General features: G+C 31.0%; 14 protein-coding genes and 3 tRNA genes. 5 read left to right on the top strand and 12 right to left on the bottom strand.

Features of this window, described 5'->3' with window-relative positions; genetic code table 11:
- Positions 1-176: 176 nt before the first annotated feature.
- The 8 genes from OCU55_RS03595 to OCU55_RS03560 form a co-directional block, all read right to left on the bottom strand.
- The gene (locus OCU55_RS03595) at positions 177-860 is read right to left on the bottom strand and encodes a hypothetical protein (RefSeq protein WP_261850937.1); all 684 of its coding nucleotides are present in this window, start codon (positions 858-860) and stop codon (positions 177-179) included.
- Positions 844-1,500, bottom strand: a complete 657-nt coding sequence (locus OCU55_RS03590) for a nucleoside deaminase (RefSeq protein ID WP_261850936.1) — start codon at positions 1,498-1,500, stop codon at positions 844-846. Before OCU55_RS03590 ends, OCU55_RS03595 begins: the two co-directional genes overlap by 17 nt.
- 304 nt (positions 1,501-1,804) lie before the next feature.
- Positions 1,805-1,879: transfer RNA gene (locus OCU55_RS03585), tRNA-Cys, on the bottom strand.
- Between the two features lie 19 nt (positions 1,880-1,898).
- Positions 1,899-1,974 (bottom strand) — tRNA-Phe (locus tag OCU55_RS03580).
- A 3-nt stretch (positions 1,975-1,977) separates the two neighbouring features.
- Positions 1,978-2,054 (bottom strand) — tRNA-Asp (locus OCU55_RS03575).
- Between the two features lie 61 nt (positions 2,055-2,115).
- Positions 2,116-3,000, bottom strand: coding sequence for an Hsp33 family molecular chaperone HslO (gene hslO, locus OCU55_RS03570; RefSeq protein WP_261850935.1), 885 nt, complete (start codon positions 2,998-3,000; stop codon positions 2,116-2,118).
- Positions 3,001-3,002: 2 nt separating this feature from the next.
- The gene (locus OCU55_RS03565) at positions 3,003-3,752 is read right to left on the bottom strand and encodes a class I SAM-dependent DNA methyltransferase (protein ID WP_261850934.1); all 750 of its coding nucleotides are present in this window, start codon (positions 3,750-3,752) and stop codon (positions 3,003-3,005) included.
- 449 nt (positions 3,753-4,201) lie between these two features.
- Positions 4,202-4,453: an alpha/beta-type small acid-soluble spore protein gene (locus tag OCU55_RS03560; protein ID WP_183278212.1), complete on the bottom strand. Its 252-nt coding sequence runs from the start codon at positions 4,451-4,453 to the stop codon at positions 4,202-4,204.
- Positions 4,454-4,875: 422 nt separating this feature from the next.
- Here OCU55_RS03560 and OCU55_RS03555 point away from each other — a divergent pair, with 422 nt between their 5' ends.
- The 3 genes from OCU55_RS03555 to dapB are packed head-to-tail and all read left to right on the top strand — an operon-like array spanning position 4,876 to position 7,569.
- Positions 4,876-5,865, top strand: a complete 990-nt coding sequence (locus OCU55_RS03555; protein WP_261850933.1) for an aspartate-semialdehyde dehydrogenase — start codon at positions 4,876-4,878, stop codon at positions 5,863-5,865.
- A gap of 47 nt (positions 5,866-5,912) precedes the next feature.
- The gene (gene dapA, locus OCU55_RS03550) at positions 5,913-6,794 is read left to right on the top strand and encodes a 4-hydroxy-tetrahydrodipicolinate synthase (RefSeq protein ID WP_261850932.1); all 882 of its coding nucleotides are present in this window, start codon (positions 5,913-5,915) and stop codon (positions 6,792-6,794) included.
- Between the two features lie 13 nt (positions 6,795-6,807).
- The gene (gene dapB, locus OCU55_RS03545; protein WP_261850931.1) at positions 6,808-7,569 is read left to right on the top strand and encodes a 4-hydroxy-tetrahydrodipicolinate reductase; all 762 of its coding nucleotides are present in this window, start codon (positions 6,808-6,810) and stop codon (positions 7,567-7,569) included.
- Between the two features lie 98 nt (positions 7,570-7,667).
- On the opposite strand, the gene OCU55_RS03540 is transcribed toward dapB, so the two are convergent.
- Both OCU55_RS03540 and cobO read right to left on the bottom strand, forming a co-directional pair.
- Positions 7,668-8,807, bottom strand: a complete 1,140-nt coding sequence (locus tag OCU55_RS03540) for a pyridoxal phosphate-dependent aminotransferase (RefSeq protein WP_261850930.1) — start codon at positions 8,805-8,807, stop codon at positions 7,668-7,670.
- 1 nt (position 8,808) lies between these two features.
- Complete coding sequence (cobO, locus tag OCU55_RS03535) at positions 8,809-9,348, bottom strand: cob(I)yrinic acid a,c-diamide adenosyltransferase (RefSeq protein WP_261850929.1); 540 nt, start codon at positions 9,346-9,348, stop codon at positions 8,809-8,811.
- A gap of 482 nt (positions 9,349-9,830) precedes the next feature.
- Here cobO and dapD point away from each other — a divergent pair, with 482 nt between their 5' ends.
- Entirely contained in the window at positions 9,831-10,541 is a 711-nt protein-coding gene (gene dapD, locus OCU55_RS03530; RefSeq protein WP_261850928.1) for a 2,3,4,5-tetrahydropyridine-2,6-dicarboxylate N-acetyltransferase, read from the top strand.
- Between the two features lie 237 nt (positions 10,542-10,778).
- Here the strand turns inward: dapD and OCU55_RS03525 are convergent, their stop codons facing one another.
- Both OCU55_RS03525 and OCU55_RS03520 read right to left on the bottom strand, forming a co-directional pair.
- On the bottom strand, positions 10,779-11,438 hold the full coding sequence (locus tag OCU55_RS03525) for a single-stranded DNA-binding protein (RefSeq protein WP_183278219.1): 660 nt from the start codon (positions 11,436-11,438) through the stop codon (positions 10,779-10,781).
- 116 nt (positions 11,439-11,554) lie between these two features.
- Positions 11,555-12,313 carry a polysaccharide deacetylase family protein gene (locus OCU55_RS03520; RefSeq protein WP_261851502.1) on the bottom strand — a complete coding sequence of 253 codons (759 nt, stop codon included), beginning with the start codon at positions 12,311-12,313 and terminating at the stop codon, positions 11,555-11,557.
- A 131-nt stretch (positions 12,314-12,444) separates the two neighbouring features.
- Between OCU55_RS03520 and OCU55_RS03515 the strand changes: the two genes are divergently transcribed.
- Positions 12,445-12,975 (top strand): DUF4364 family protein, encoded by a 531-nt coding sequence (locus OCU55_RS03515; protein ID WP_261850927.1) that lies wholly within the window; start codon positions 12,445-12,447, stop codon positions 12,973-12,975.
- Positions 12,976-13,340 lie beyond the last annotated feature (365 nt).

The raw sequence follows: 13,340 nt of genomic DNA, 5'->3' as shown, positions 1-13,340 counted from the left end.
ATCTTTTATATTTTTCCCATATTTACTAAAAATACAATAAACAACATTAGCATTTGCTTATTTACTTATATAATATTCTAACTTATTGCTTTAGTCAATACACAAAATAATAATCTAGCTAATCATCAAGAAAGCTTATATTTAACGATATATTTTTATAAATCATAGTGCTCTGTTTAATTTATTTCTGACATCCCTTGAAAAACAACTTCATCTTTATCATTAAATAATATATATCCAAAGGCCTTTGAACTATATCCTGAATACTGGGCTTCTTTATCAAAACTCAACTCTTCATCTAATAACAACCTTTTTTCTTCTTTTGGATGTACTATAAATTCATTTTTCAAAGTAATATCCTCTTCCTTTATATCTTCTTTCACTAAGGATGGAGCCTTAATTTTTACGTAAAACTTTTGTATATCATTACTACAATTAATTATCGCTATACCTCCACTTACAGTTAGTTTGTCATTATTTTTGCTAAAATTCACTGAAGTTTTCTCCCTATCCAGATATATTGAATTTAAATCCTTATAAAATCCTTTATAAAATTGAATACAATAAACCCACATTGCAGGAAAAACACTAATCAATACTATTGTTACTATTACTCTTTTGAAGGCTGTCTTAAGTAGTGCTTTTTCTCTTATTTCATTAAGCTTTTTCAAACAAAAATATATTCCTACTATAAGTATTAATCCAGCATAATGAAACACCCAATTATCTCCTCTAAGGGGTTTAAATATTCTTTCTAAAAATATATCTTTTGTATTATTGCTATTTCCTGCTAATACAAACATTATTGCTAATCCCAAGTAGCAAAGTATTAATTTTTGCATTTTAGATAATCTTTTCAAATCTTTCTCCCTTAGATAACCTGCTAATTATCTCATCATATATTTCCTCAATTGGCTTTTGCATACTTAAAGCATTTCGAAAATATCCTTCTTCATTTAACCCCTTTGCTAATAATACTCCATCACTGCAATACTCACTCCAAGAATCTAGTACGGCTTGTGCTATATGTTGTCTTTTATATTCGTAAGCTGATTGAAGGCAAATCTGAAACGCCTCCAACTCCTCATTTTCTCTGCTAAAATTCATATTTTTGCTATTTATATATTTCGTCTTATCATTTAGTTCCGTTGCTCCGGCATAACCATCTCTCGCTGCATATTTTATGTTTCTTATTCCCACCATGACCATAGCCCCAAAACACATTGGACACGGCTCCATAGTGGTATACAATGTGTATTTTTTTATATTTAGATGTTCTTCTCTTTTTAAATTTAACATAGCAGTAGTTTCCGCATGGGCCATACCTGTGCCAGCCAATGGATTATTACTTGTAGTATCAAAAATTCTATTTCTACCTCTAGATATTATCTTTCCATTCTCATCAACTATAACAGCACCAATTGGAATAGTATCTTTCTTAAAAGATTCCCAAGCTAAAGATAACGCTTCCTGCCAGGCATAATTTAAATCCTTCCACATTAAAATCCCCCTCCTATCTTACATTTTATAGATATTATAGCACAATATTCCGTAAAACTTATATTTTAAAGTAAGATCTCCAAGTTGTAATTTTAAAAAATTTTACCTTTAAAAATACATTAGAGATGTATTCATCAATTTTTGTCAGGTGAAGATTTTCCCTTTTACCGTAAACACCAGTAAAGAAATTGAACTCATTATATTTAACTAAAATAAATTTATATGCTTTTTATAAAGTAAAAAATGACCTGCATTATAACTTTTAACAAGTTATAATGCAGGTCATCTTCTATTAATATCAATTTGGAGGCGCCACCCGGATTTGAACCGGGGCATAAAGGTTTTGCAGACCTTGACCTTACCGCTTGGCTATAGCGCCAAATTAAATTAAAAATAAATGGTGGCCAGACCAGGAATCGAACCAGGGACACGAGGATTTTCAGTCCTCTGCTCTACCGACTGAGCTATCTAGCCACGTGGCGACTCAGAAGGGGCTCGAACCCTCGACCTCCGGCGTGACAGGCCGGCACTCTAACCAACTGAGCTACTGAGCCACAAGTACTTCTATCGTCCACGTATTATATTATATGAACTTTAGAAGACTTTGTCAATAAATTATTTCGTCAAAGTATTTATTAATTCTCCAATCTGTTCATTAGTGAATTTATAAGCCTTATTGCAGAAGTGGCATTTTAATTCTTCTTCTTTTCCTTCTTCATATATTTCAGTAAGATCTTTTAGACCAATACTTATAAAGGCTCTTTCTACTTTTTCTCTTGAGCAATCACATTTATATAGTGGCTCAATGCTATCATTGATTTTTAAATCCATTCCATCAAATATATATTCAACTATTTCTTCAATAGTTTTTCCTTCAGATATCATAGTTGTCACAGGTGGTATTTCTTCCATTCTATATGATAGAAGATCTGCTAAGAGTTCGTCAGCTCCTGGCATCATTTGGATTATAAATCCACCAGCAGCTTTAATTGATAAATCATTATTAACTAAAACTCCAAGTGCAACAGCTGATGGTGTTTGCTCGGATGCTGTAAAGTAATATGCCAAATCTTCTGCTACTTCACCAGTATAAATTGGCACTTGTCCTACGTATGGATCTTTTAGACCTAAATCTCTTATAACAGTTAGGTTACCATTCTTTCCTATAGCTCCACCTACATCAAGTTTTCCTTTAATATTTAAAGGAAGTTCAACTGCAGGGTTTCCTATATATCCCTTAACTGTACAATCTGGATATGCAGTTACAGTAATACCTTTTGCTTCTCCACCACCATTAATTTGAAGAGTCAAAATTTCTTTTTCAGATTTCAGCATTGCTCCCATTAGAGTTCCTGCAGTGAGCATTCTTCCAAAAGCTGCAGCCGCTGTAGTACTGCATTCATGTATTTTTGTTCCTTCATCAACCAAATTAGTAGTTATTCCAGCTATAATTCTAACCATTCCATCCTTAGCCGTAGCTCTTATAATCTTATCATTCATAATTAATTTACCTCCAAATTCTTAAGTACATATACTATTCTTTCACTATCTTGTTCTACGCCGCTATTTTTGTATCCATCGTACTTTCCAATTATTTCGAAACCTGCGTCCTTCACCATTGACTCTATAAAATCTTCTTTGTAAGCTCTTTCTTCATGGATTTCCTCAAATCTTTCATAGAGATCTCCTTCCTTTACGAAAAAGGTCAGATTCATCTCCACTATTTCATCTTCAAATATATTCTCCCAAGTGTAAAAAATCTCTTCAGAATTATATGTAAAAATATTATTACCAAGAATTTCACTTAATTTATAATAGGAATTTATATCAAAAACAAAAATTCCGTTTTCACTCATATGCCTCTTTACAGAAAGAAAATAGTTTTTTAAATCTTCAGTATCTAATATGTAATTAGTTGAATCCAAAACACAAGTCACTAAATCAAACTTTCTATTAAGCGATAATTCACTCATATCCTGACATACTATCTTACATTTCATTCTTTCATCTCTAAACTTTTTATCTGCATTTATAAGCATACTATCTGATGAATCAACTAAAAATATGTTTTTAAAGTTTTTCCCTAAGATCGCTGCTACATTTCCTGTTCCACAAGCTAAGTCTAAGTAATATTCATAATTTATGTTGTTGTCTTTACATAAATTCAGAATGAAGTCACTTATGCTGTTATAGTTAATATCTTCATATATCAATTGATCATAAAGATTTGCAAATTTATTATAGCTGTCCATTTAATAATAATCCCCCACACTAAATCTACTAAATAATATATTATTAATTTTCTGCTAAGTCAATGATATATGTTTATCTTTCCCTTTTATTCGCTAAAATGATGTGTATTCACTAATTAAAAGCATGTTTTCTAATTTGTTGTTATAGATATCCCAGTTCTATAAATTAAAAATATATTAGATACCAATTTAACTATTAATGGTATATGACTTGACTTATAAATTTTATTTGGAACTGGTTTATCTATATATAAAGATGTACCAGTTCGAACCGAAATCTATTTTTCAAACTCTCACAAGTTTTGGTGAGAGAGTTTGAAAATAGTTTTCTGATTGAAGTAGTACATCTTTTTACAGTTCCAATTATTAATTTATACATTGTAAAAGTCCTAGGTACGTGAATTTCTAACAAGTATAAATCAAGTTTTCTTAATGCAACCCTATATTTTTTACTTTCTTCCTAAAATTTCATCATTGCTCGGTATTTTAAGATTCTTTTTTCTTTTGGTCATTATACCGCCTATTCTTCCAGTTTCTTCTGCTGTAAGTCCCCCCCAGCCTTCTGAATCAACTTTGTCTTTAAGTCCTAATTCTTCTGCAATTTCATATTTCATAGACTCTCTAAGCTTTTCGGCATCAGACAGTTCTCTATTTGATTTGATTTTAGATTTTATTATTTTTTTTAATGGTGTTTTACTCATAAGAAAGTCTCCTTTTTCTTATTTTTTTCTATTATTGCCATATCAATTTACAGTTATACCCCTACTATTATTTAGCTGAATACAATAATTACATTTGATGAGTTAATTATTAATATATGAAAAAATCGCTGAATCGATTTTCTTCAGTGATTTTTTTGCGTATCTGCCTTTGGTATAAACCGCCATTATTCATTCATATCTTAATATTTTGAATGTCACCATTGCATACTATTTGAAAGTATACTTTTTATTATGATGCTACATTCATATATTATGCGAAAATTAAAATTTAAAATTCAAAAAATTTCATCTGCAGCATAAATTATAGTGTATAATTAATTTAATGTAACATTAGGGTTGTGATATAATAGACCTTATTTATATTTATGCATAAATTTTAAAAAAACTTAGGAGGGATTGTTTTGTTTAATGTAGCAATTGTTGGGGCAACAGGTAATGTTGGAAGAAAGTTCATCGAAATACTCGCAGAAAGGAATTTTCCAATTAAAGACCTGTACTTGTTTGCATCAAAAAGATCTGCAGGCAAGACTATGAAATTTAAAGATATTGATTATGTAGTTGAAGAATTATGTGATGAGAATATTAATTCTAAAAAAATTGATTTTGCATTATTTTCTGCTGGCGGGGATGCAAGCCTTCAGTTTGCTCCTAAATTTGCAGAGATAGGTGCAGTTGTTATAGATAATAGCAGTGCTTGGAGAATGGATCCTAAAGTTCCTCTTGTAGTTCCTGAAGTTAATCCAGAAGATATATCTTGGCATAATGGAATAATCGCAAATCCTAACTGCTCTACTATTCAAGCAGTGGTTGCCTTAAAGCCACTTTATGATAAGTATGGTATAAAGAGAATTGTATATTCCACTTATCAAGCTGTGTCAGGTGCAGGACTTCAAGGTATATTAGATCTTCAAGATGGAGTTAAAGGAGAAGCACCAAAGAAATTCCCTTATCCTATAGCAGGAAATATCCTTCCTCATATCGATGTATTCACTGAAGATGGATACACTAAGGAAGAAATAAAAATGATACTTGAAACCAGGAAAATTCTCCACAATGATGATTTAAAAATCACCGCTACAACAGCAAGAGTTCCAGTATTAAACAGCCATAGTGAAAGCATTAATGTAGAACTTTTAAAAGAATTTAATCTTGAAGATGTTCTTACTTTACTTGGAAACTCTCAAGGTGTAATTGTATATGATGATATTAAGAATATAAAGTATCCAACCCCATTATACGTAGATGGCAAGGATGATGTTTATGTTGGTAGAATCAGAAGAGACTTTAGTTTAGATAACGGTTTGAATCTTTGGGTTGTTGCTGATAACATAAGAAAAGGTGCTGCTTTAAATGCAGTACAAATTGCTGAAATAATGATTAAAAACAAATAATTATAAGATAAAATATTTTCAAATTTATTAGGCATGGAGGTATAATTATGTCTTTGTTTAAAGGGTCTGGTGTTGCTATAGTTACTCCTTTTACGGAAAACGGAGTTGATTTTAAAAAATTAGAAGAACTTCTTGAATGGCATATAGAAAATAAAACTGATGCTATAGTTGTATGTGGCACTACAGGTGAGGCTTCAACTATGACTGAAAATGAAAAGAAGGAAACTATAAAGTTTACTGTAGATGTAGTTAAAAAGAGAATACCAGTAATTGCAGGTACTGGAACTAATAATACTGCTTACTCTATCGAAATGAGCAAATGGGCTGAAAGTATAGGAGTTGATGGGCTTTTAATAATAACCCCTTACTATAATAAGACATCTCAAAGAGGATTAATAGAACATTTTAAAGCTATAGATAATGCTGTAAATACACCAATTATACTTTATAATGTACCAGCTAGAACAAATGTAAATATAAGTCCAGATGTTCTTTTAAAACTCACCGAATTAAAAAATGTAGTAGCAGTTAAAGAAGCAAGCGGAGATTTAAGCCAAATAGCAAAAATAAAGGCTCTTTGTGGCGATAAAATAGATATCTACTCTGGAAATGATGATCAAATAATTCCTATATTATCTTTAGGTGGGATAGGTGTAATATCAGTACTTGCAAATGTTATTCCTAAAGAAGTTCATGATATGTGTGAACTTTTCTTAGCCGGAAAGACAAAGGAAGCGTTAGACATTCAAATAGGAACTTTAGACTTAGCAAACACTTTATTTGTTGAACCTAATCCAATTCCAGTAAAAACAGCTTTAAATTTAATGAATTGCAATGTTGGACCTTTAAGATTACCTCTTTACAAAATGGAAGGCGAAAATCTTGAAAAATTAAGCAATGTTTTAAGAAAGCATAATCTTATAAAGTAATGGAGGTAAAACTATGACAAAAATAATATTAAACGGTTGCTGTGGAAAGATGGGAACTGTTATTTCAAATCTTGTAGAAAAAGATGAAAATCTTCAAATAGTGGCTGGAATAGATAAGTTTCCAAAAGGTGAAAGAAGCTATCCTATTTTTAGCGATTTGAATGAGTGCACTATAGAATACGATGTATTACTTGATTTTTCAAGACCTGACTCTCTAAGACCTATATTAGCTTTTTCAGAAAAGAATAGCAAACCAGTGGTTCTTTGTTCTACTGGATACACTACAGAAGATTTGGCTTTAATTGAAGAAAAATCAAAAGTGCTTCCACTGTTCAGATCTGCTAACATGAGTGTTGGAGTAAACCTTGTAAACATGCTTCTTAGAAAAATATCACCAGTTCTATATGAAAACTTTGATATTGAAGTTATAGAAAAACATCATAATCAAAAAGTGGATGCACCTTCTGGTACAGCTGTTATGCTTGCTGAAACCATAAAGAACTCAATTGAAGAAGATACACACTTCGTATATGGAAGAGAAGGATTTGCAAAGAGAGATCATAAAGAGATTGGTATCCACGCAATACGTGGCGGAAGCATAGTTGGCGATCATGATGTTATTTTTGCCGGAGATGGTGAAGTTATCGAAATAACTCATAAAGCTATATCTAGAGAGGTTTTCGCTGTAGGTGCTTTAAAAGCAAGTGCTTATATGGGAAAAGTCTCAAAACCAGGACATTATGATATGGAAGATGTATTAAATCTATCATTCTAAAATATTACTTTTCCAAGTTAAATATTAAAAAGGCTGCAGTAGACGAATAATCTACTACAGCCTTTTAATATTTTCAAAACACAAGTTTTATGGTCACTTTATTTCTGAAGTTCATTTATAAACTCTTCAATCAAATCTAAAGCTTTTTCTAATTCTTCAGTACTATAACAATAAGAAATTCTCATAAAGCCTTCTCCGCCTTGACCAAAAGCACTACCTGGAACACATGCTACTTTCTTTTTCTCTAATAGTAATTCACAAAACTCTTCAGAACTTATATTAAACTTTTTTATTGATGGGAATATATAGAATGCTCCCTTAGGTAATTCCACTTCAAATCCCATGTTCTTAAGTCTATTATATACATAATCTCTTCTTTTAATAAATTGAGTTTTCATATATTCAACATCATTAAGACACTCTCTAAGTCCCACGTAAGCACCATATTGAGATATTGATGTAGCACAAGAAACATTATATTGATGCACCTTCATAAAATCATCCATTAGATCTTTATTTAAGCAGAAGTAACCTAATCTTAATCCAGTCATTGAAAAGATTTTAGAAAATCCACCTATGAATATCACTCTATCTTTAAGCTTCTTAACTTGACCTATAGAGTGATATTCATCGTAGCAAAGTGCACTGTACATTTCGTCTGTTATTACAGTTAGATCATATTTTAATATAAGATCTTTAAGCTCACTTAGCTGCTTTTCCTCAAGTATTGCACCTGTCGGATTTGTAGGAAAAGATAACAAAAGATATCTTGAACCGCTATCTCGTACAGCTTCTTCTAAAAAATCTATATTTAGAGTGAAATCTTTATTCAACTTATAGTTAACTACTTCTCCGCCTACAAGCTTAACACAGTTTTCATATGCAGGATATGCAGGAGTTGGAATCAGTACTTTTTCGCCTCTATCTATCAGTGTGGTAAACACAGTAAAAAGTGCTTCACTACCTCCTGCTGTTACACAAATTTCTTCTTTGTCATATTCGATTCCAAAGCTGCCTAAATATTTGCTTATCTCAGCTCTTAATTGCTCTAAACCTGCATTTGATGTATAAGTAGTTTTGCCTTGCTCCAAAGCTTCTATCATCGCTTCTTTAATCCTCTTAGGCACTGGAAAATCAGGCTGTCCAAGAGTAAGTGATATAGCGCCTTGTATTTTCGCAACCTTATTAGAAAATTTTCTTATACCTGAAAGCTCTATTTTATTTACATTACCATTCATATTAATATTCTATCCCCTCTCTTGCTGCTACGCCTTTTTCATAATAGTGCTTAATATCTTTCATTTCTGTTACTAAATCAGCTCTTTCAATCAATTCTTTTGGAGCATTTCTGCCTGTCAAAATTAATTCCATATCTTCCGGCTTGCTGTCTATCAGATCTGTAACCATTGAAACTTCTAAAAAGTTATTGTAAATAACAGCCATTACCTCGTCTAAGATCAATATATCACATTTTCTTTCTTTTATTACCTCTTTAACAAAAGAGTATGCTTCCATTATTTCACTCTTCAGCTCAAGTTTCTCTTGATCATTTAAAGTCCAAACAAAACCTCTTCTTTTTTCAAATCTATATATCTTAAAATTAGGTGCATAGAACTCTGAAGAATTAAGTTCACCAGTTTTATTACTCTTCAAAAACTGAACCATTATTACTTTCATTCCATCTCCCACGGCTCTGAAAGCTAATCCTAATGCAGCCGTAGTCTTCCCTTTACCATTTCCTGTATATATCTGAATATAACCTTTTTCTAGCTTCGCCATAAGTTACCACTCCTTTTTCACATTTATTTAAAGATAATTAAGCTTATTATTTAGTTCATCTTACATCTCATTTTTATACATATTTATTCTGTTTTATTGCATAAAAATGCATATAATTTCATATATATAATTTTTCATAAGAAAATCATACTAAATATATCTACTAATAACCACTAATATGTTTATTTAAGTTTTACTCATACAAAAAACTTAGACATACCATTGTAATCAGCAATTAGCCAAGGATTTATCTATTATTAATATCTTATATACAATCATACTATACTAATAAATCGATAAAAAAAATATATTTCTCATATAAAATATTACAAACTATATTTTACATAAACTGAGGCAAATTCGCCATAATATTTTATAAAAAATGAATTTTTTCGCCTTACCCCTTTCATAATTAATCAAGTTTTATTATAATTATCTTATTGCATATTACATAACTAAGCAATAGAGGAAAGGATGATACAATGAGTTATAATTTTACTGATCCATATGAAATAGCTAGATTTATAAAAGAGTCAAAGAAATCAACTCCAGTAAAAGTTTACGTTAATGGAGATTTAAAAGATAGCGACATGAAGAATATCGAATGGTACGGCTCTGATAATTTCTACGTACTTTTCGGAGAAAGTGATGACATAACAAAAGTAATTCTTGATAATAAACATAAAGTAAAACATTTTAGATTTGAAAATGATAGAAGAAACTCAGCAATCCCTATGCTAAACTTACTTGATATAGATGCAAGAATTGAACCAGGTGCTATTATAAGAGATAAGGTTACAATAGAAAAGAACGCTGTAATAATGATGGGTGCTGTAATAAATATAGGAGCTGAAATAGGCGAAGCAACTATGGTTGATATGAACGCTGTAGTTGGCGCTAGAGGAAAGCTAGGAAAGAGAGTTCATCTTGGTGCTGGAGCTGTTGTAGCTGGTGTTCTAGAACCGCCTAGTAAAACACCTTGTATAATCGAAGATGATGTTCTTATCGGTGCAAACTCAGTTATTCTTGAAGGAGTAAAAGTTGGAGCTGGATCAGTTGTTGCAGCTGGATCTGTTGTTGTAGACGATGTTCCAGCCGGAGTTGTTGTTGCTGGAACTCCTGCAAAGATAATAAAAAGAGTGGATGATAAGACAAAAGACAAGACTAAAATACTTGACGATTTAAGAAAGTAATTAAAAAGCTCGCTGAAGTGAAATTCTTCAGCGAGCTTTTTTAACGCATCTGCCTTTCCGAATTTATATAAGGAAAACTTGGCAGCGAATAAGTTTTATTTTTTACTGTGTAGCCATAAAAAACTTGTAAAACCATTGAAATATCTATGTCTAACTGGAATAAAAACTTTATATTTTCCTAGACTGTAAAAAAATAAGGGCGAATTATTCGCCCTTTTAATATGTTCAAATCAGCTTTTAAACTGCACCTATTTGATCATCATCTACTAATTCATTTTCCCCATTTACTCTTTCCATCTTTGAAATTGAAACTTCATAAGCTACTTTTCTAATAACTTCTTCATCAGAAACCTTTTTTTGATACTCTCTGCTTTGAAGTCTTCCCCATATTCTAATATTGTCTCCAACGCTTAAAGTCTGGCAGAATCTAGAGTTTCTTCCCCATGCTATTGTAGGTATATAGTCAGATTTGTTGTAAGCTCTGTTTACAGCAAGCAATACATCAGCAATCTCTCTGCCAAAAGGAGTTGTCCTATATACTGGTTCCTTACATATATACCCGTCTAAAAAAATTTCATTTGGGTTTTTGCTTCTTTCATCGCATGGTCTAATGTCACGAGCAAAAACTGTTAATATAAGCTTATTAGCTCCATCTACAAATTTATTATAAGACCTCAATTGTCCTTCAACAATTATATCAGTACCTATGCTTAAATCAAAACTAGTAAGTAATCTTTCAGATATTGTAATGTTTAACATATCCTTTGAATCACTTAGTCTCATTACCTCTAAAGAAAAAGTAAGGAACTTCTCCCCATACATCTCGTGGCTAAAATCCAATCCTGAAGCAACAGTTCCCTCAAGGTAAATTTTATTATTTAACATTAAATTATCCATTTAAACCCCTCTCTCCCTCGTTTTTTAAAATTTTTATTTTTTGTTATAAAGTATAAATTAGAAAATAACTTATTTCCATTATAATACATTTAATGCCTTTTTTACAATATGTTTTTTTATTGGTTAACTTTATGTTGTTTACCATCGTTGTCTACATCAAAATTATCTTTATAAATAAGGTCACTTACAGGCACAAATTCGTACCCTTCACCCTTTAACTTCTGAAAAATTCTTTTAAGATTTTCAGGAGTATACTTCCCATTATTATGGAAAAGCAGTATGGATCCTGGTTTTACATTTTTAATTACCCTTTCATACTCTTCATCTGCTCCTTTGTTTTTCCAATCGACACTATCAACATCCCACTGTATGCAATAATACCCCATTTTTTTAACTGTATTTACCACGGCATCATTATAAGAACCGCTTGGACACCTAAAAAGCTTGGTCTTATACCCAGTATTATTGTATATAATATCTTCAGTTTTCTTTATCTCTGAAGCCATTCTATCAGTTGATATCTTAGTGAAATCTGGATGTATATAGCTATGATTGGCTATTTCATTCCCCCCTTCTTTTATTTTTTTTAGTTTCTCTACATTTTCTTCATTTGAATTTACCCAGCCTCCCATGATAAAAAATGTACCTTTTACATTATATTCCTTCATTATGTCTAATATACTTCCAAGGTTGTCATCATCTGTCCAATTGATATCAAAGGTTATAGATATTTTCTTTTCCTTAGTATCAACAGAATATATAGGCAGAGATTTTTTTACCATCCAAGCATTTACTACTCTTGAGGCAACAGCTGTTGCGACAAAAATTAGCACTACAATCAAAAATACAATTATTTTATTCTTCCTCAAATGAATTCCTCCACAATGAAGTCTCTTTAAAATAATATTCAGCAAGTTATTAAATAATGACAATAAAAATTTTCATAGAGAAATAGTTAAGTTTTATGCTATAATAAAGCTATACTGGTGAGTGGGAGGATAAACGTATGAACGACAACACATTAGAACTAGCGGAAAACAAGCTTCTGCTTTTATATATAATTAAATCTATTAAATATCCAATATCTAATGCCCAATTAACTGAAATTGTTTTAGAAAATAGTTTCATTAATTACTTTTTCCTTCAACAGTATATTACAGAGCTTATCTCTTCAGGTTTTATTAAATATGAAGATACAAATGAAAAGAAACTGTTATATATTACGGATGTAGGAAATAAAGTTTTAACTTTATTCAAGGATAGAATTTCTTCTCAAAGATTAAACGTAATAGATGATTATCTAAAATCAAGCATAGAAAAAATAAAAAGAGAACTCACTATATCTGCAGATTATACACCAGACCAAGATAATACCTTTGTAGTTAATTTAAAAGCAGTGGAAGATGATAGTTTGTTGATGGATTTAAAGGTAAGTGTAGCTTCAAAAAAACAAGCCGTTGCATTATGTAGTAAGTGGAAAGAAAATCCTTCACTAATCTACAATAATATAATCAACGTACTCATAGAAGATAATTAAGAAACTTGATACACGTAAAATGCATGCTAAAAGCTATCTTATTAAGATTGTTCTTACGCATGTATATTTTTTTTGCGGTAAATGAAAAGATTTTAAAACTAACTAAACCTAGAAATTTCAATGGCTTTAAAAGTTATTTGTTGCTAAAAATAAAAAAAACAAAACTTATTCGCCTGACAAATTTTCATCGTATACATCCTGGAAGGCAGATGCGCATAAAAGCTTATAAAAATATATATAGGGATCGAAGTGGTTCACCTTTATCACGCTTGTCATTAATGCTACTTTAATAAAACCTAGTAATGTAGTATAATTACTTTAGAATGGACTTGTATATAATCTCTAAAGGTTATGTCCAATACAAA

Origin of the sequence: Clostridium folliculivorans (assembly GCF_024341905.1) — a bacterium.
In the GTDB taxonomy this organism is placed as follows: Bacteria; Bacillota; Clostridia; order Clostridiales; family Clostridiaceae; genus Clostridium_AR; species Clostridium_AR folliculivorans.
This window is presented reverse-complemented; position numbering and strand designations above follow the sequence as displayed.